Annotated in this window: 17 protein-coding genes; 10 read left to right on the top strand and 7 right to left on the bottom strand. The window is 49.8% G+C overall.

Annotated features, from left to right (window positions below; genetic code table 11):
• Positions 1-170: 170 nt before the first annotated feature.
• The 5 genes from EPA93_RS32680 (at position 171) to EPA93_RS32660 (ending at position 6,316) form a co-directional block, all read left to right on the top strand.
• Entirely contained in the window at positions 171-1,040 is an 870-nt protein-coding gene (locus EPA93_RS32680; RefSeq protein WP_165423546.1) for a PHP domain-containing protein, read from the top strand.
• A 124-nt stretch (positions 1,041-1,164) separates the two neighbouring features.
• Complete coding sequence (locus EPA93_RS32675) at positions 1,165-1,947, top strand: CDP-alcohol phosphatidyltransferase family protein (RefSeq protein WP_129891538.1); 783 nt, start codon at positions 1,165-1,167, stop codon at positions 1,945-1,947.
• 268 nt (positions 1,948-2,215) lie between these two features.
• Positions 2,216-3,736, top strand: a complete 1,521-nt coding sequence (locus tag EPA93_RS32670) for a hypothetical protein (protein ID WP_129891537.1) — start codon at positions 2,216-2,218, stop codon at positions 3,734-3,736.
• A 35-nt stretch (positions 3,737-3,771) separates the two neighbouring features.
• Positions 3,772-4,812, top strand: a complete 1,041-nt coding sequence (locus tag EPA93_RS32665; RefSeq protein WP_129891536.1) for a LabA-like NYN domain-containing protein — start codon at positions 3,772-3,774, stop codon at positions 4,810-4,812.
• A gap of 415 nt (positions 4,813-5,227) precedes the next feature.
• Positions 5,228-6,316, top strand: a complete 1,089-nt coding sequence (locus tag EPA93_RS32660) for a BMP family lipoprotein (RefSeq protein WP_129891535.1) — start codon at positions 5,228-5,230, stop codon at positions 6,314-6,316.
• A 269-nt stretch (positions 6,317-6,585) separates the two neighbouring features.
• On the opposite strand, the gene EPA93_RS32655 is transcribed toward EPA93_RS32660, so the two are convergent.
• On the bottom strand, positions 6,586-7,047 hold the full coding sequence (locus EPA93_RS32655) for a hypothetical protein (RefSeq protein ID WP_129891534.1): 462 nt from the start codon (positions 7,045-7,047) through the stop codon (positions 6,586-6,588).
• 405 nt (positions 7,048-7,452) lie between these two features.
• On the opposite strand from EPA93_RS32655, the gene EPA93_RS32650 reads away from it, so the two are divergent.
• Entirely contained in the window at positions 7,453-8,532 is a 1,080-nt protein-coding gene (locus EPA93_RS32650; RefSeq protein ID WP_165423545.1) for a BMP family lipoprotein, read from the top strand.
• 204 nt (positions 8,533-8,736) lie between these two features.
• Here EPA93_RS32650 and EPA93_RS32645 read toward each other — a convergent pair whose 3' ends face one another.
• The 3 genes from EPA93_RS32645 to EPA93_RS32635 all read right to left on the bottom strand — a co-directional run bounded on the left by EPA93_RS32645 (position 8,737) and on the right by EPA93_RS32635 (position 12,770).
• Positions 8,737-9,414, bottom strand: coding sequence for an ADP-ribosylglycohydrolase family protein (locus tag EPA93_RS32645; protein WP_207229257.1), 678 nt, complete (start codon positions 9,412-9,414; stop codon positions 8,737-8,739).
• 8 nt (positions 9,415-9,422) lie between these two features.
• Positions 9,423-11,372, bottom strand: a complete 1,950-nt coding sequence (locus EPA93_RS32640; protein ID WP_129891531.1) for a recombinase family protein — start codon at positions 11,370-11,372, stop codon at positions 9,423-9,425.
• 711 nt (positions 11,373-12,083) lie between these two features.
• Positions 12,084-12,770: a hypothetical protein gene (locus EPA93_RS32635; protein ID WP_129891530.1), complete on the bottom strand. Its 687-nt coding sequence runs from the start codon at positions 12,768-12,770 to the stop codon at positions 12,084-12,086.
• A gap of 315 nt (positions 12,771-13,085) precedes the next feature.
• Here EPA93_RS32635 and EPA93_RS32630 point away from each other — a divergent pair, with 315 nt between their 5' ends.
• A complete protein-coding gene (locus EPA93_RS32630; RefSeq protein WP_129891529.1) occupies positions 13,086-13,286 on the top strand; it encodes a helix-turn-helix domain-containing protein in 201 nt (66 codons plus the stop codon).
• A gap of 83 nt (positions 13,287-13,369) precedes the next feature.
• On the opposite strand, the gene EPA93_RS32625 is transcribed toward EPA93_RS32630, so the two are convergent.
• Together EPA93_RS32625 and EPA93_RS32620 are read right to left on the bottom strand one after the other, a co-directional pair.
• Positions 13,370-14,779: a hypothetical protein gene (locus EPA93_RS32625; RefSeq protein WP_129891528.1), complete on the bottom strand. Its 1,410-nt coding sequence runs from the start codon at positions 14,777-14,779 to the stop codon at positions 13,370-13,372.
• Between the two features lie 217 nt (positions 14,780-14,996).
• On the bottom strand, positions 14,997-15,221 hold the full coding sequence (locus EPA93_RS32620) for a helix-turn-helix domain-containing protein (protein WP_129891527.1): 225 nt from the start codon (positions 15,219-15,221) through the stop codon (positions 14,997-14,999).
• Positions 15,222-15,417: 196 nt separating this feature from the next.
• On the opposite strand from EPA93_RS32620, the gene EPA93_RS32615 reads away from it, so the two are divergent.
• From EPA93_RS32615 to EPA93_RS32605, 3 genes are all read left to right on the top strand, one after another.
• Positions 15,418-15,654, top strand: a complete 237-nt coding sequence (locus EPA93_RS32615; RefSeq protein WP_129891526.1) for a hypothetical protein — start codon at positions 15,418-15,420, stop codon at positions 15,652-15,654.
• A 111-nt stretch (positions 15,655-15,765) separates the two neighbouring features.
• Positions 15,766-16,059, top strand: coding sequence for a hypothetical protein (locus EPA93_RS32610; RefSeq protein WP_129891525.1), 294 nt, complete (start codon positions 15,766-15,768; stop codon positions 16,057-16,059).
• Positions 16,037-16,426, top strand: coding sequence for a hypothetical protein (locus EPA93_RS32605; RefSeq protein WP_129891524.1), 390 nt, complete (start codon positions 16,037-16,039; stop codon positions 16,424-16,426). The genes EPA93_RS32610 and EPA93_RS32605 overlap by 23 nt, the downstream gene beginning before the upstream one ends.
• 170 nt (positions 16,427-16,596) lie before the next feature.
• On the opposite strand, the gene EPA93_RS32600 is transcribed toward EPA93_RS32605, so the two are convergent.
• A complete protein-coding gene (locus EPA93_RS32600) occupies positions 16,597-18,171 on the bottom strand; it encodes a type IV secretory system conjugative DNA transfer family protein (RefSeq protein ID WP_165423544.1) in 1,575 nt (524 codons plus the stop codon).
• Position 18,172: the final 1 nt, after the last annotated feature.

Raw genomic sequence — 18,172 nt, 5'->3', positions numbered from 1 at the left:
ACCCCTGAGCGCGCTTCTTAGCGCACCGTCGCTTAGGCACAACAGTGTGCTCGACGGGGATGAGTGCGAAGCAATGGCGCACTCCTTTTTTGCCGAAGATCCGCCGCCTTTGCAGGAGGATCAAGATTGTTACCATCCTACCGTGCAATGTAGAACAAAGAAGGAACTGCATGTTAATAAGCAAACAAAATAGCGTGATCGAACAACCAGCAATGACACCAGCGGGAACAGCTATGCTACATAAACGCCAACGTATGACACCTCAACTAGCTCATTCCTTTGGCAAGCATGGCCAGGCTGACCTGCACATGCACAGCACCTACAGCGATGGCAGTGGCACTATCAAAGAAATCCTGGAGCATGTCCAGCACAATACCAATCTTGATGTGATTGCCATTACTGATCATGATGTCATTGAGGGCTCACTGCGAGCACGCGACCTCTGGCAACAGGGCTCATACCGCTTCGATTTTATCGTCGGAGAAGAGATCAGCACGAAAGAAGGCCATCTGCTCGCCCTCTTCATTGAGAAACGCATAGCTCCCGGCATGAGCATGGAGCGCAGCATTGAGCTGATCCATGAGCAGGGCGGTCTGGCAGTTATCGCCCATCCCTTGCATCGGCTCTTCCGCCACAGCTGCAAGCGTGCGGTTATGGACCGTATTCATGCGTCTAAGGAGGTCTGGTTTGATGGTATAGAGACCTGGAATGCCAGCTTCTGCGGAATTTATGCCAATCAAGTTGCCATGCAAACGAACCGCGAAATATATGGACTGGCGGAGCTGGGCAATAGCGATGCTCACGCCATTAATTCTATAGGAAGTGGCCATACCTGGTTTGAAGGCAAGAGCGCACAGGATATCCGCAGCGCCATCGCCAGGCGCATGACCGCCCCCGGTGGCAAGCTATGGGACGTCCAGGACTATGTAGACTGGTTGCGCTACCGCATGAGCGGAAGGCAGGCGCAACAGGCAGAGGCAACAGTCGTCCCGTTGCCAGAGAAAGCAGCTCAGGTGAGCAGCCTTCAGCAGGTTCGCTAAGAGAATTTGTCTGCGGCGAGAGTAATCTGTGCAAATAGTGCATAGCGCCGCAGACGACTTGTAGATCTATATCTTAACCAAAAAGAGCTAGTCCAATTAGGGTTAAGTGTGATACAATAGGTGTATGTTTAGCAGACGCATTCAGCAACAGGCTAGACACCTGGTCACAATGATTATTCAACCTCTTGCCAGACTAGGTGTCACACCGAATATGCTAACTGGAATCGGGCTGCTGCTCAGTATACTGACAGCAATAGTAATCGCTCAAGGTTCACTGTTTGTTGGTGGCCTGTTGGTGTTGTTTGCAGGCATCTTTGACATGTTTGACGGGGCGATGGCTCGTGTACGTAACGCCGCCACGATCTTTGGCGCTTTCCTTGACTCGACGCTTGATCGCTATTCGGAAAGTATCATCCTGTTGGGACTGCTTTTATACACATTACAGCGTCCCGGCCTCCAAGATGCTCTCTGGCCTGCTCCAAATGAGCAAACCTGGATGATCATTTTCATTTTTGTGGCTTTAGCCGGCTCATTAATGGTAAGTTACACCAAAGCGCGCGCCGAAGGCCTGGGAATTGAGTGTAAAACCGGACTTCTTGCCCGCCCGGAACGTGTCATCATACTGGCTATCGGACTCTTAACTAACACTGGTATCTGGGCACTGGCCTTACTTGCAGTTTTCTCAAATGTCACTGCCGTCGAGCGTATGATCGCCGTATGGCGCACAACTAGCCAGCTTGCGGCAGCAAGCGAACAGCCATCTGCGCAGTTTATCGATCAAAACGATACCAGTTCGGACAATCGTCACTCGCCTGCTAAAACAGGGAAAAACGAGCCAAGAGATTCTGATGTTCAATCTGTGCCCACCAGTGTTCCACCGTTCAGTGGCGGGGTGCATCAAGAGTAATCCTAACGGTGTAGACAACGACTAGATTCGGACCGAGAATAATATAATAGCGCAGCGCAAGAAGACTGCCGAGGATATTGTAGGGGCGGACCTTTTGATGCTCTGCATCAATAAGCTGTTCTTGCTTTTCCGCCCATCATTAGCGAAGTCGGCATTGAAGCTGGAAAATATTAGAGCACGTATGTTCGCCTCCACTATCTTCAGTCGAAGATTTTCTTATGTTATATGCCTGCGCTCCGGTCCGTAGCGACTGAGACTGGAGATCTTAGTGACAACACAAAATACGCATCCAGAGTATAACGACGTTGATGTCTCCGTCGTGGAGCCTTCGTCTGTCTCCGAACCTACGGTCGAACCTACCACTTCCGCGACCACTACGCCTGCCGAAGCAGAAGCGCAGGTAGAATTCTCCTCTGCTGCGCCCTCGGCTTCTGTTGAGGTTCAGGAAGAAGTGCCGCTCGAAACTTCTGCTCCTCCTGAGGAGGAACATCTTGCTACTTCTGAAGTTAAAGAGCAAGATCAGCGCCAGGATATTCATATGGATCAAGAGCCCGAAACAGCTCATGAGTTGGTAAATGAGGCTCCGGCTGCTACCTCGGATGAGGTTAATGCTGCCATTTCTGTTCCTGCTGCTGAGGAGAGTTCTTCGGTCAGCCCTATGGCTGCCACTGAAGAGAATTTTTCATCAAGTTCCGTTCCTGTAACTGAAGAGAGTTCTTCGGCTGAGGCCTCGCCTGTCGCTGAGGAAGAAGAGAATCCGGCTTTCTCTTACACTGAGATGATGTCTTTTGCCGAGACGCACGGGGAAGAGGTTCGCCCCTTTACTGCCTTTATCGAGGAGTTTCGACAGGCCGAGGCTCGTCTGAATGCTTCTTTACAAGAATCGCAGACGGAGACCTTTATGCTACTCACACCTTCTGAAGACGATTTTACGACCCAGGAGCCAGGCGAAATCACTGAGGGAACTTCGCCTACGCCTGTTCAGAGCGCGGAGCTCGTGACAGAGGCTGCCACAGTTGAGGCAGCGCCAGTTGTCGCTAGCGCCGAGACTGTTGCTAATCAAGCGCCAGTTAGCGCGCAAACAGAGACAGAACAAACCAGCCCAACTGCTCAGGCAAATCCTGAACCAGAGGCCAAATCTGCTGAGCCCGCGGCTAAGTCTGAGGCAAAGGCCGAAAAGTCTGATAGCACATCTGAGACGCCAGCTGCTTCGACATCTCCTACGGTCTCACCCTTGCTGAGGCCAGCATCGCGTCTACGCTCATCACGCCATAGCCGCCATCAGAAAGAAAATGCGGCTGCGACGCCAGCGGAGAGCACGGCAGAAGCTCAAGCCGAGAATAAGGTTGCCACGGCAGCAGAGCAAGTTGCCGCAAATGCGGCTCCTGTAGAGGAAAAGCCTGCTCAGCCCGTCGTATCCGAGCAACCAGCCGAGCCAACGCCACCGCGTCCGGCGCGTCGCTATCGCTTCGATCGACCGGCCACAAACAATGGTGTGAGCACACCAGCGACTACGACGCCGACAACTTCCCAGCAACGAACCGAAGCAGCATCTGCTACAGGCGAGCAAAATTCTGAGACGCCTGCTGCCTCCACTAAAGCTACATCCAATCATACGGCTCCCGTGGAACCAGCTGCCAGTAAGCAATCAGCCGCGCAGGAAAGCCCTGCTGCCGAGAACCAGGCTGCCGCGCCAGCTACTACGAGTCGCCGCCGTAGCCACGAGCGCCAGAGTCAGAAAGAACAGCCGGCCATAGCTGCGCCGACGCCGGTTCCCCTGCCACAGTAAATGATGTAGTTAACTTAGTAACGGAGCCCACAGAGATGTCTGCAGAAATTGCGCCTGAAGATTTACCCCCACTGGAGTATTCGGAGTTACAGAAGACAAGCCCGCGCCGCCGGCGCCGCCATCGTTCAAGTGCTAGTTCCAGTAGTGCCGCCGCCTCTACAACGCCAGAGCCAGCGGTTACACCGGCTCCCGTGCCGCCGCCTCCGCCGAGCCTGTTGCCACGCTCGGCCAGCGCACCTTCGCCAGCCGCGCAAAACGGTTCACCTTATAGCATTGTCTCTGGTTATACCGTAAGTCAGATGAACCAGGGCTACGAAACGTCAAATCCATTTATGGGACCAGAGCCCTCGCCGGCTCGCGGGAGCCTCCTCACACGCGATACCCGTTCTGGGCGCGCTGAGGTACAGCGTCCCGCCGCCTATACATCACGCCCGGCGACGACTGAAACTGGACCCTCGGCCGCTTCGATGAATCAGTTTGCCAACATTGTTGCTCAGGCTATCCAGGCTCAATCCGATCGCATGGTTGCTGAGCTGCGCCGCGTGACCCAGGCACCAACCAATGTTTCAGTCTCGCTTCCCCCGTTCCCTTCAACTGAACGGGTTGGCGTTTTTGTCGATGTAGCCAATCTGCTCTATTCCGCGCGCACGTTGCGCATGGCTGTCGATTTCGGCAAGCTGCTCGACTTCCTGCGTGGCAACCGCCGCCTGGTACGCGCTCATGCTTACTGTCCCACCAGCCCTCAGCCGAGTGATGAGCAAATGTTCTTGCAGGCTGTCAAGGGACTTGGCTACCGCATTACAACTAAAAACTATAAGACTTTTTCTAGCGGAGCCAAGAAAGCAGATCTAGACCTGGATCTGTGCATGGACGTGGTGCGCCTCGTCGATGGTCGCGCAGTCGATTGCGTCGTGCTAGTCAGCGGCGATAGTGACTTTATGCCAATGCTCGACTATTGCTCCGATCACGGCGTACGCGTTGAAGTCGCCGCCTTTGATGAGGCGATGTCGGCTACCCTGCGCCAGAGCTGTGATCTGTTTGTCAATCTTTCGATGCTTGAGGAAATTCGTTCGTAATAAGCATTCTCTTATGGGGGCCTCTTACACAAGGCCTCCATAAGCCTCCCCTCAGCGATTTCCATTGCTAATCTATAAATTGAGGCGAAGATCGGCGGCAAATTGCTTTCTAGATCGTTCTTCTGCTATTTCGCCCGGGCAAGCGTGGTGAGAAAGCACTCTTCCCATTACGTATGTAATCGATAGGGAGTAAATGAAGCATTGTAGCTCATCAATGGATCTCGTTCCAGCCTACTCCATGAGCTAGCTCATTTCTTACTTCTTTCCTCTTAGAAAGATACTTCCTTTCTTATTCCATGCTCTCTAAGAGGAACTAATACACTTATTTTGTCGTGACACAGCTATACTTTATGTGTTATGCTATGTACATGTACTACATTATCTCTCTCAATGTAGAGAAGAAAGGACCTTTTGTATGAGAAGGCTTGGCGACCTGGCCCGAGTCGCATCTCTCCTCGCCATATTTGCCATGCTGCTGGCTGCCTGCGGAAGCACCGGAGGAACTGGCGGCACCACCTCGGGGAGCAGTAGCAATACTTCCAGCAGCACCCAGAATGCCAAAAAAGTCGCGCTGGTTACCGACATTGGTGGCGTAAACGACAACGGCTTCAACCACCTCTCTTACACCGGCTATAGCAAAGCCAAAGCCCAATATGGCTTTACCGAGAAGGTCATTCAGACGCAATCGCAGAACGATTACGTCACCAACCTTACCCTGGCGGCCCAAAGCTCCGACCTGGTGATTGCAGTTGGTTTCTTGATGAACAATGCCATAGATCAGGTAGCCAAGCAGTTTCCCAACAAAAAGTTCGCCATCGTCGATGGCTGCGCTACAGCAGCGGGCGCCTCTAACTGTGAGACCTTACCCAACGTCGCTCCACTCTCCTTTAAGGAGCAGGAGGCTGGCTGTCTGGTAGGAGCGATTGCTGGTCAGATGGAAGTAGACGGAAAAGATAAGATCTCCAAGTTGTTGGGCAAGAACACGGTTGGCGTAGTCGGCGGTCTATCCATTCCGCCAGTTGATCGCTACATTGCAGGATTTAAGTATTGCATCAAGAAAGTCGATCCCAGCGTGAATGTTCTTGTCAACTACTCGCAGGACTTCACCAATCCCGCCAAATGTAAAGACGCGGCTTTAAGCCAGATCAACCAGCACCAGGCTGATATTATCTTCCAGGTTGCTGGTGGTTGTGGCGTTGGCGCTCTTGATGCCGCTGATCAAAAAGGCGTCTTTGGCATCGGCGTTGATGCGGACCAGGGCTATCTCCATGCCAGCGTACTGACCAGCGCCATGAAGCGCGTCGATACCGCTGTCTACGATACGATCAAAGACTTCGAGGACGGTAAATTCACCAATAACCCGCCCAAGTTTGACCTGGCCCATGACGGTGTTGGCTATGCTCCGATCAGCAAAGATGTACCTGCCGATGCCAAGCAAAAGGCTGAGGACTTCGCCAACCAGATTAAGAGCGGTGCGCTGGTTCCACCTGAGAACATCCAGTAGCCGAGCTCAGCCAGCAGGCATAAGGTATCCCACAAGATGATGGGATAACTTTGCCAGTAAAAACCTTCTGAGCGGCTGCGGATGATTATCCCAGCGCAGTCTTCTCAGAAGGTTTTTTGCGCCCATTTGCAAATGGCTCAAGCCAATCCTAAATTACAGGTACTACTTATAACGCCCCAACCTGATTTCACTGGCAGCAAACGCTACCTATGCATGTATGAGGACGCATAACCTTGCTAGTAAATTATCAAGTAAAATGTAGGGCAGATTTATTTTTCAGCATCAACAGATACATCCGAGCCTTGCCGTTTTTGTTCAATTGCCTCTGCGATGCTGAGCAGGGATGAGCGAACTGTCTGACCATACTCATTGTCCTGCAGAAGGTACTCTTTTTCGCGGGCTTTTCTCAGATATGCTTGGGCTTGCGTGAAATCTCCCAGATGCAGATAGGCATTGGCAATACTTCCGTAGAGCGAAGGGAAAAACGCAGATACATTGTCTTCATTCATTGTTGTAGCAATATCAAGAGCCTGGCTATGCCAATCAAGTTGCGCTTGTGGTTGGCTCTGGGTATGTCCCAATAAATGCGCAATGTAGCACGCATGATAATGATCTCTCTTACCCATCATTTCTGCATAGAGCTCCTCGTAGAGAGCGCATGCCTCCTCGTTCTGCCCATTTGCGGCAAGCATCTGCGCATGAGTAATCTTCTCGATCATGCTCTGGTCCATTCTATTTCCTTCCTTTCGTGATCATTCTCCTCGCTGAAAGCCTGGCTCTCCAGGAAGCGATTTTTCTACACATTAAGGAGAAAATTTGCGGGTGGTTGCTTTGTGGGTCGTTCTCGCAGCTTCGCAAGTAAGCTGCAGAGATAAGAAAACACACTTCTATTACGCCACTAATTGCTAGAAAATTACATATAGCATTATAGCTCATCAATGAGTAGTATTTCAGCTGCTCACTCGAACAGCCTCATTTCTTACTCCCTTCCTCCTGGGAAGATACTTCCTCTTCTCTTCCATGATCTCTCAAAGGAAAAGCTACATTTATTTTATCGTGACATCTCTATACCTTATGTGTTATGCTATGCGCATGCATTACACCATATCTTTATACGCAGAAGAAAGGATATTCGTATGAGAAGGCTTGGCGATCTGGCCCGAGTCGCATCTCTCCTCACTATATTTGCGATGCTGCTCACTGCCTGTGGAAGCACCGGCGGCACCACCTCGGGGAGTAATGGCAATACTTCCAGCAACTCCCAGAGCGCTAAAAAAGTTGCGCTGGTTACCGACATCGGCGGCTTGAACGATAACGGCTTCAACCACCTCTCTTACACCGGCTACAGCAAAGCCAAAGCCCAATACGGCTTTCCCGAGAAGGTGATCCAGACGCAATCGCAGAACGATTACGTCACCAACCTTACCCTGGCGGCCCAAAGCTCCGACCTGGTGATTGTGGTTGGTTTCTTGATGAACACCCCACTCGATCAGGTAGCCAAGCAGTTTCCCAACAAAAAGTTTGCTACCGTTGATGGCTGCGCTACAGCAGCAGGCGCCTCTAACTGCGAAAGCTTGCCCAACGTTGCTCCACTCTTATTTAAGGAGCAGGAGGCTGGCTGTCTGGTAGGAGCAATTGCTGGGCAGATGGAGCTCGACGGAAAAGCCAAGATTCCCCAGCTGCTAGGCAAGAACACAGTTGGCGTGGTCGGTGGTCAGTCTATTCCACCGGTTAACCGCTATGCCGCAGGCTTCAAGTATTGTGCCCAAAAAGTTGATCCCAACATCAATGTCTTGATCAATTACTCGCAGGACTTCACAAATCCCGCCAAATGTAAAGACGTAGCCCTAAGCCAGATCAACCAGCACCAGGCTGATATTATCTTCCAGCTGGCCGGCGGTTGCGGTGTTGGCGCTCTTGATGCCGCTGATCAAAAAGGCGTCTTTGGTATTGGTGGCGACGCGGATCAGAGCTATCTCCATGCCAGCGTGATTACCAGTGCCATGAAGCGTGTCGATACCGCTGTCTACGATACGATCAGGGACTTCGAGGACGGCAAATTCACCAATAACCCACCCAAGTTTGACCTGGCCCATGACGGTGTTGGCTATGCCCCACCCAGCAAAGATGTGCCCGCTGATGCCAAGCAAAAGGCCGAAGAATTTGCCGCCCAGATTAAGAGCGGTGCGCTGGTTCCACCTGAGAATATTCCTTAGAGAACACGGCCACAAACTCTGATAACTGTCACGAAAGATCGGATAAAAAGAGTGGAAAGGAGCTCTTGTCCGATCTTTCGTGTGAAAACTTTTGATCTGAAGGATCAAAAGGTAATCAAATCAAGAAAAACCAGCATTCTAACGCTGCGAGGCATACAAAATGCCCCTGATCGGTTCAGGCATTCTGCTCATCAGTGAACCGTTTCAAACTTTCAAAGCCATCAATTGCGTGTCCAGCCGGCGAATATACTCTCTGCCATACTTACCATTTTCTAACTCCTCAAACAGATGGGCTGGAAGATCCTGCGCTATCTCAGAACTGCAAGAACCTGCCGCCAGGGCAATAGCCGCCACCGTATCCACATCACCTGAAAACTGAATGCATGCCTTCAACAGCTCCCTCATTGTATCGCATCTTGTCAGCGCAGTTACTGCAGCCTGCACGCTCATCCATCCCTGGGACTTTACTTTACCCGTCCAGGGACTTGCCCAGCGGCCAGGTACTTGTTCTTCCAGGAAGAGACCAAGTTCAGCTTTAGGGCCAAGTTGGTAGAGAAAATAATGTGTCATGAGTGCAGCTGCGACTGCGGCATTAATACCACTTGGCGTGTTATGCGTCAAAGCTGCTTGAATGGTACAACGCTCGGCGACAAGGGGAATGGTAGGATAAATGCCCAATGGTGCGGCGCGCATAGCTGCTCCGCTCTTCTCGCTGTTGGGCTTGATGTCCCTGAGAAACTGCTCGCCGTCATGCATCCGCTCTAAAAAACTATAGAAGCCTGCGGCGTACCCTTCCCTGGGATCGCGCTGAAAAGCTTTGACAAACTTGTCTGCCAGCATGGCTGGCTCCCAGGGCTTGCCCGAAACAATAGCTTCAGCCACGGCCAGGCTCATGTGGGATTAGACACAATGGACGGCGGATTGCACATTATTTCGATTCTTGGGTTGTGGTCGGTCTTCCATACGATAGCTGTGATACCGAAAAATTCAATTGCTTCGCGTTTGAATGCATAATCCGTCTCATATTCAGGATCGTTTAATTGTTCGCGCATTTCTCGACATCGCCTATGAAAATTCCTCAATTTTTCTTGTTCTCTCTTCCATTCTTCATGTATGTTTGTTTCTGCATTGAGTTCATCTTCATACCCTCGTTTTCGGTCTGCAAGCTCCTTTAGTCGAGCCTTGATATCTGTATAGGTGTCGTCGTCAAGATCTTCATCCTCTAGCCTGTCTCTAAGCCGTTTTTGTCTCGCTTTGATCTTGGCTAATTCACTTGTAATATACTGGCGTCGTTCCGCGTTTGGGTCTGCTGTTCTTCTAGCTTCAACTGCACAGTCAACGGCGGAGGGATCGAGTATAATCTCTACAGCTACAGACCATACCATAGGATCAAGAATATGTCTCATGATGGTGGCTCCCTGCCCACTTGAGCATCTGCTAGGCTTTAAGTTACCTGCACTACACCTGTAGCTAGGTTTATAACTATCTTTACAGCCTTTGCTTCCTCCTGATACCGTCGTTGACATGCTGCTACCACAATGACCACATTTGGCGATTCCCCCTCGTAGTAAGTATTCAGTAGGATTTTTGTGATTGCGGCTTGAACGTTCCTTATTCGTCTTTAGACGTTTCTGTACTCTCTCAAACTGTTCTATATCTGGCTTCCCATCTTCTGTCACTAAAAGAGGGGGGACTACTCCATCAGGTAGGTAAATCCAGTCGCCTTTTTCTCGTTTCTTTTCAACTGGCCTTCCTCTTTCATCTCGCACAATGCGAGTTCTATAGACTGCCGCTTTTCCTATAACGTACTCGTCAGCTAGCATCTTCATTACAGTTGAAGGGTGCCAGAACGATTCTCTACCCGTTGGTATATGCTTCTCCGTCAGATATGCACCGATCTTTCTTTCACTGATGCCCTTTTCATCCATCTCGCAGATAAGGCGGGCAACTCTTTGTTCGGTATAGAGTTCATTCTTCTCATCTAATATGGGAAGGTAGCCATACGCCAGTATGGGCTGATTGCTCGCAAGGTAGTGTTCTCTCTTTGCAAGAAAACTTCGTACAAGATGCGCATCCCATCTTGCATTCAATTTTGCGGGAATGTGCTGCTCTGTGAGATATGCGCTTATCCTTCTAATTGTCCATCCATGATCGGCTAAGTAAAACATGTGGCGTCTCACTTTAACTTCTGTCCAAGGCTCGCCATTCTCATCTAACAAGGTTGTCTCACCTATCTTTAGAGGGTCGTGGTTCCGAATATACGATCCTTTACCCTCGTCAGCGAATTTCCAGCCAAATTTGGCTGGATGTGTGCCAAGCAGCTTATGATCTTGCTCTACCCTTTCTCTCTTGCCATTCTGTGTGCGTCTGATTATATCATTTCTCTCCTGCTCTGCCTTAAAGCCGTGCAAGAGGCGTATCATTTCACCCAATGAAGAATTATCGTCAGCGTGTTCCTCTGGCTTCGTTGTGAGAATGCGTACACCGTTCATAAGTAGTTCTGCCCGGTAGATTTCGCGTGGTAGTCCGATTCTACCTAGCCTGTCTAGTACATCCATAACCAGGACATCAAACTCTCGTCGCTTTGCCATTTCAAGGATCTCCGTTAGTATCTCCCGCTCTCGGAACTCCATCCCTGTATAGGTGTCTCGCTTAATATACTTCTCCTCGTCGAGTATCCTGATGCCGCGTGGTTCTATGAGCTTTTCACGGATAGACCGTAGTTGGGATGGAAAACCGTACTTTCTTTCCTGCTCCTCTGTTGAGACACGTAAGAGGACTACCCCGCGCTTTCCACGATAATCATAGGCCTGGCTCTGCTCGTCTCTGTAATGCTGCATTGTTGGTTCCTTCCTGCTTGTTCTCTGCTCCTATAGCACTGCGATAACAAGGGCAATGCTACAGGAGGATGTATCACTACTGCTTACCTTGGATCTGCTTTGCTGGCTGGCTTTTCTTTGCTGCTCTTCCGTATCTGCTGCGTTTGCGCATCTGGTCCCTTTCTATTTGGGCTATAGCTCGCTTTATTACCTCTGCTAGTTCGGCGAGCTCGCCTTGATCATCTTGCGCGATATACGTCATGTCTTTTTGTCCTTTCGTCAACAGAACAAGATCTCATTTGTTTTAAAGTATGCCGATTAGTACCAGACACAATCTACTATTACGCTCTACTGCTCCATGTGTCAAGACTTGAACTGGCTCTACAAGCTGCCTTATCGACTATTATCACTACCATGTAACGACGGTGGTGTAGGCTTACTGGAGCTCAGCAGGCCTTTGTAACTGACTAGTACTAAATTGGGATACCAGAAGTGAATTTTGCATTTCGCTCCTTCCTTGGGGAGGCCTGGGCGGCCCCCTCTCATTTTTTTGCCTTTAAAAATTGAAGGCAGCAGCCGTCCATCATGTGCGGCGGGTCCTGCGGAAAGGCGGGTTCCCTTTCAGGGTGCCTTGAAGCGGGTGCCGCATATGATAGGCTTGCCCGGCTTCAATGAAAAGGCAAAAAAATGACTCTCAAGTATCGGCGCTAGCCGTTCCTTATCTCGATCTGCTCACCCCTCTGTACTCTCTCGTAGAGGCGAAAACTGCCCATGTGCATTCAGGTAGATGTAGGTGAGTTGTCCCACTTGGATGAGCATATCAGGCTTGCCGTCGCCATTGACATCTTTAAACTGGAAGGTGATAGCTGCATCCTGGTCGGGAGAGAGAAGAGGACCGTCATAGATCTTCGCTTGGGTTGGATCGCCTGCCGGGAACTCAATGATTTCAATATGCTGATGATAGTTCAAGGCCAAAAAGTGGCTTGGGGTGGCTCTGCTATCGTTATGCCCAACAACTGCATCATATTGGAAGGTCCAATCACTGTTGATACGCTGTTCCTGAGCATAGGCAAAAGTGGCACCAGAGAGTAATGCAGCGGCTACAAGCATTCCCACCCCTACATAGATGAGAGAGGCTGATTTTCTGTGTGTGGTATGTATGGATGCTCCCACCCTCCTTGGTTGACAGTCAGGAAGATGTTTACTCCTTGGAAGAGGTGGCTTCTGCAATTCATCTTCTAAAAGATCCGGCTCAGTCGTATAAGGGGTCGCCTCTGGATGGATACCATTATAATATCCTGCGTGATGGGGTGATGCCTGCTCCTCTGTAGAAACTCTTGGCGTGCTAGCGCGATGAGGTACAGCCCTGTAGGAATGACTTGCCTGTAGAGGCTTGGCTGACGTCGAAGAGGTTCTCATGATACATTCCTTTCGACTTGTCGGCCCACGATGAGCATGCTAGAATTGCTCATGGGGCCGTGTGGACTTCTCAAAAGGTACTCGGACGGTCCCGTAACGCTGGTCTACTGTGAGTCAGACAGTAGACCAGTATTTTTTATACTCTTCCTTAAATATGTTGCTTTACCATGATATACTTAAGTATAGTTGCTTCTATAGTATTTTGTCAAGGTTAGATAACTTTCATGGCATTTTATATGGTTATACAAGAGGAAAATTGACCAAATACGGTAGGTATAGTACAATGAAGAAAATGCTAGATACTGGAGTGAGGCCGTGTCACAACGCGAGGAACCATTAACAGTTGAAGAAGTTGCAGCCGAAATACGCGTACATCCTGATACGGTGCGGTCATGGATACGTTCGGGTGAACTCGTTGCGGTAGATATCGGGCGGGGATATCGAATTTATCGCTCGGATCTCAATGATTTTTTGGAGCGCCGAAAGACTGGTAAAAAGCGCAAAGGAGACAAGTAGCTTTAGAGCGTAGGTATGGGAAACGTTTCTCATACCTATTTCTGTTTAATCTGTTAGGCCTTTACTAGTTGCCACATCTATACTCATCTAGGTGATTTTCTCAGCAGATCCCCTAATTCTTGTACGTCCCTTGATGCTTTACGAGGGCTTTGAAGCAAACGTCCATAAATGTCTGTTATAATAGCAGTATTCGTAATTGAGCTGATGTCTTGACATGCGACTAGTGCCCGCCGTGCATAATCGGCTGCGGTTTCAAACTCTTCAAGTTCCATATATATAGTTGCTTTCAGGATGTCCAACCAGGTAAACTGGCGCGTCTCATCGCGTCTATATGTCTTTTCTGTAAGGCGCTCTGAGGCGTTTAACTCCTGTAAGGCCTGTCCTGGAAGCTTCGCAGTAACAAAGATTGTCGATCTGTTTGATAAGTAGGCTTGTTCGTGTAAACCTGACCGCGTTCCAGTAATCATGGTTCTCGTATAAAGATCATCTACATCTTGGCGGCCTACGAGATCAGCAGCATCATCAGGTGTAAACAGGACAGAAGCGGGTATACGTTCTCTCCTACTCACAGCAAGAGCAGCTTGAGCGCGACTTTTGTATGTCAAAAGTCGTCCGAGTAATTGCGGATGCATAGCATCTTTTCCATCTCGTGAGGGGAAGACCTTCATTGCCTCTTCAAAATCATGAATAGCTGCCTCTAGCTTATCTTGCTGTACCTGGAAAACGCCTTGCTCCATTACACCATATAATCCCCACTCTAGAAGTGTCCAACCGCGCGTAAACAAGGCTGTCGCTATCAGGTCGCTATCCTGCATCCCTTTAGCGACTCGTACCGCTTCATTCGCATAGCGACCTGAGAGGCGGAATTGTCTTTGATCTCTCACAACATGCGTAGCGAGAAGGAAGTAGCCAAACAAGATTTCTTGTACATGATAGCGTAGATCGCCTTTGGTCTGTTGCTCAAGGCCAACTAAATCTTGAATATCTTTCTTGAGTTGATCTAGCGCTCCTTGCGCATTTCCCGTATCGTGAAGTTGCCAGAGATTACGAACATTATTTTGATACTTCGTGGTATCTACTGAAATTCGTACCAATTTGGTTTGCCCTGCTGCTCGTTGTGGCTGTGAATGCGGCTCTAGCGTCATGTCCTCTAGCACTGCAAGTCCAAATAGCATAGGAGGGATACGGAGAAGTCGAGCTATCGTCTTTCGTTTGCTGATGTCAACTGGGACTTTGTTTTCGAGTTCCATTTCGAGTATCCATCTTTCACCGATTGCACTTCCATCGGTGTTCACTGCTTGCCCATAGAGCACACCGAAGGCTTTCGCACTCAGCTTTGGCTTTACTTGCTTTCGGAAGTAGCGCATGACTTGCCCAAAATCCGGCCAGCCGCTCCACTCTCCCTCTTGCTGGATATCAAAAGGGCCATATTGCCCATCCTCTCCCCAATAGTAGAGCGTGCGAGAGGCTCTAGAGTCAGTTGCTACTGTCATGAGAAGCATCCTTCCTATGCATGGAACTTATCTTGCTGGATTTGTGCATTCTAGTATAGAAAAGTTCTCATCATTTGTCTATGAAGGATGTTTGCAAAACCGAGTATACAAATGCATGTTGCCGCGACAAGCCTTTGCGAGAGGCTTTAAGTATGGTACTCTTCGTGTTGGACAATTCACTAGCAACAAAAAGGGAGTTGTCATACAGGACGGTATTTCACTGGTTGCTTGTAATTTCTGTATCTGGAACGCGCTCAATCAAATCGCCTACCTCTACCCCAAGAGTCAGCGCGATTTTTTCAAGCGTGTCCGTATTCGCATAGGAATATGGATTTCTAAAATAGCGCTTGATGGTGGTAAAGCTTACATCTGAGGCACGCGAGAGGCTAGACATATTATAGCCATGTTCCTCTGCAAGCTCTTTGACTCTTAGTCGAAGCATTCAGGTTCCTATCCCTTAGACATTTTGGTCCATCCTACCAGAAGGACTATGTAAATGGAATTAGCCGTAGACTTTTAAGTATGAATGACTAAGTATGGAAAGATAGTTATAGGTACTTAGGATCGGCTTGAAGAATCAAAAGAAGAGGCAAGTAGGAACAAGACGACACCATAGCATATGGAAAGGATAGCGCATCTTGGCAGAAAGTGAAATTGCAGATCTTTTACAACGTATTGACCAGGAATATCAAGCGGCTCAATGGGCACTAACGGGGCTGGCGTATGGGACTGCGCGACACGATTTTATCAATGAGCGGCTAGAAAACTTACACGCATTACACGAGCAAGTCATAAAGCGGGTAGGGCCTGCTGCTGCTCCTCAATTTATTGCGCGTGCTTACTCCGCGTCCTCCTCTCAAGATTTCCCTCCTTGAATGGGCTGCTGTGCTTCTGTGGAGGAAGAGAAAAGAGTTAGAAGGGAGGAAGGAAAGTGTGTCACATTATGATGTGCCTATGATCGCGTAATGAGGGGAAAGTTAGGGACGATGGAGCTTGATATCAGCCAACAAGAGACGCTCCCATTGCCGCTCAATGATACCTTTCGCGCCTACATGGAGCGGCATCATCTGACCTGGGTCGCGATAGCACGGCTCTCAGGGGTAAGGGTCATTACTGTGTGGCGAATATGGTCTGACTTGCCAGTCTTTGCGGCAGACGCTCAGCGGGTACGTGTCGCAGTCGAGTCCCTCACGGGATATGCGTATCTCGGCCCGCTTCTGACCTATGAGTTTCTACGAGAGAGGATGAGGGAAAAGCATGAGCGGCCCATTCGAACCTAAGAAAAAGAAAAAGAGAGCTGAGAGAACCCAGCAGCAACAGACGGAAACCATTTCCCTTGTGGTAGATCGACAGGCGATTCATCAGCATGTGCTTGCGCTCATCGAAGACCCAGAGCAAGCATGGATCACGTATGAAACGTGGGGTGGAACCCATTGGCGTGTCCACATTCAGGGTTCCGGGCGCATCGTTCCTCAAGATGAGGTGCCACATCTTCTCACAAACATGCAAGATGCTCATGCACTCTTACTTCTCAAATCATGTATTATGCCTCACTTGCTATTTCTGCAAGGTCCTGCTGATCGTCTGCTTTATGGGGAAGACTTGCTGTGGCAACAACGCTCATTTCTTACGCTTGCCCCCCAATAGGAACCTCTTCAGTGGGTGCTTGTGTGAGCCCGATAGCCTGAAAAACTATCGGGCTTTTTGGTCTCTCTTTTCCTCAACCATCTTCTTTCTTCCAATGAATGTTATGAGCAGTCGATCTAGATAGAGTGTCCCAGGACTATGACGAACCTGCCGTCAAGAAAAGATGTCCTCTAGGGTAAAAAGAACTGTTGAGGATTCCTTGATGGTTGTGGCGTGCCTGGTGACGCTGGCTGCGAACCTGGGGATAGCGTTCCTTGGGAAAGAGGTGTCTGCATACGTGAGGGCAGCATATAGGGCAATCCAGCGCGTTGCTTGATCTGTGGCACCTCGAAATAGGCAAAATTACGCACAATGCATGGAGCCATATTTTCTGTGATCACTAAGAGATGACGGGTTGGTAAACGGCGTATTTCATCACTAGTCATCAATCGCCGTTGTGCTTGTCCGTAGTTGGTTGTCGTCGGTGAGAAGGGCGTGTCCTGATAACTTTTTGAGATGACAGCAACGGTCATCTCGCCTAATCGCTCTGAGTAATAGGTGGTCTCGGGCAAACCGCATCCAGGGAACACGATATGGGTTGTCGCATTGGCAAGAATAGTGTTCTTTCCTGCCTCTCCATAGGCTTCTAGCAGTTGATCATGGCTCTGGATCGCCATAAGAAGTGCTATCCCTGCGCTGCGGACCAGGGAAATATAGGCGGGAAAGTGTGGAATCGTCTGATTGCCAAATTCATCTAAGTACAAGGCGGCTGGGCGTGCTAAGCGCTTATCGGCTGCCTCCTCAGCTCGGCGCGTGAGATGCTTCATGAGTTGCATCATGAACAGAGCACTGAACCATTTTAAGCGTTTGGCCTGGCTGGCTGGGATGGATAAAAAGATGGCCGTTGGCGTGTGAAGAAACTGGTCAAAATCGATCTCGTCATCACTGGTAATAGCGACAAGGGCGGGATTATTCATGCTATACAAACGAGTTGCCAGTTCCACCATGATAGAGCCCGCTAAGCGCTCGTTTAAGGAGAGGCTTTGCACAAAGGAAGAGGCCGCCGCACGTGCGAGCAATGAGGGGCTTTGTAAAAGGAGTTGTTGCAGATCTGCAACCGTGCTCCCGGTAAGCATCTGGACAAGGCTGCTAAATGGAGCTTGCGCGGTCGTCTCTTTGAGGTGCAGAATGGCTGCAGTCAGTAACAAGCGTGAGGCATTATCCCAGAATGGCTCTTGTGATTCTCCTGTATTCATAACCAGTGCTGCCGCAACGTCCTCCGCATCTTCCATATCAGCCACATGGGCCAGTGGGTTATAGTGATGGCTGCTTTGGGGTCTGGTAGGACTGAGTACAAAACACTGATGGTGCTTGCTCAACCATCCCAAGCATTGCCCGATGAGTTCCCCTTTGGTATCGTTGATGAATAAAGAGCGGTGCCCGCTTTCCGTGAGTATTCCTGGAAGCATAATGCCTGATGTCTTGCCTTGTCCTGTTGGGGCAACAAGCAGGACATGACTTTCCTGGCTCTTTTGTGAGAGTGCGGCAAGTTGAGCACCATAGGTGCCAAGCAGTAAATACGACTGGGTGCGCAATTGGTCCGGGGATGGTAAAAGGTCCGCAGCTTCCTGGGAAGAGGCAAAATGAGCGGTACCAAAGGTCGAGAGAGGATAGTACTGCTTCCTGCCTGCTTGTCGAATCGCCATGACGATGGCAAAGCAGGTGAAGCCAACCATTACCAATCCAAATAGGCAAAAGAGTTCCATG

Source organism: Ktedonosporobacter rubrisoli, from assembly GCF_004208415.1.
Classification (GTDB): Bacteria; Chloroflexota; Ktedonobacteria; order Ktedonobacterales; family Ktedonobacteraceae; genus Ktedonosporobacter; species Ktedonosporobacter rubrisoli.
This window is presented reverse-complemented; position numbering and strand designations above follow the sequence as displayed.

Excerpts from the sequence above, each read along its gene's own strand:
- EPA93_RS32680 (WP_165423546.1), top strand. The coding sequence starts at position 171 with ATGTTAATAAGCAAACAAAATAGCGTGATCGAACAACCAGCAATGACA.
- EPA93_RS32675 (WP_129891538.1), top strand. The coding sequence starts at position 1,165 with ATGTTTAGCAGACGCATTCAGCAACAGGCTAGACACCTGGTCACAATG.
- EPA93_RS32665 (WP_129891536.1), top strand. The coding sequence starts at position 3,772 with ATGTCTGCAGAAATTGCGCCTGAAGATTTACCCCCACTGGAGTATTCG.
- EPA93_RS32660 (WP_129891535.1), top strand. The coding sequence starts at position 5,228 with ATGAGAAGGCTTGGCGACCTGGCCCGAGTCGCATCTCTCCTCGCCATA.
- EPA93_RS32655 (WP_129891534.1), bottom strand. The coding sequence starts at position 7,047 with ATGGACCAGAGCATGATCGAGAAGATTACTCATGCGCAGATGCTTGCC.
- EPA93_RS32650 (WP_165423545.1), top strand. The coding sequence starts at position 7,453 with ATGAGAAGGCTTGGCGATCTGGCCCGAGTCGCATCTCTCCTCACTATA.
- EPA93_RS32640 (WP_129891531.1), bottom strand. The coding sequence starts at position 11,372 with ATGCAGCATTACAGAGACGAGCAGAGCCAGGCCTATGATTATCGTGGA.
- EPA93_RS32635 (WP_129891530.1), bottom strand. The coding sequence starts at position 12,770 with ATGAGAACCTCTTCGACGTCAGCCAAGCCTCTACAGGCAAGTCATTCC.
- EPA93_RS32625 (WP_129891528.1), bottom strand. The coding sequence starts at position 14,779 with ATGACAGTAGCAACTGACTCTAGAGCCTCTCGCACGCTCTACTATTGG.
- EPA93_RS32620 (WP_129891527.1), bottom strand. The coding sequence starts at position 15,221 with ATGCTTCGACTAAGAGTCAAAGAGCTTGCAGAGGAACATGGCTATAAT.
- EPA93_RS32610 (WP_129891525.1), top strand. The coding sequence starts at position 15,766 with ATGGAGCTTGATATCAGCCAACAAGAGACGCTCCCATTGCCGCTCAAT.
- EPA93_RS32605 (WP_129891524.1), top strand. The coding sequence starts at position 16,037 with ATGAGCGGCCCATTCGAACCTAAGAAAAAGAAAAAGAGAGCTGAGAGA.
- EPA93_RS32600 (WP_165423544.1), bottom strand. The coding sequence starts at position 18,171 with ATGGAACTCTTTTGCCTATTTGGATTGGTAATGGTTGGCTTCACCTGC.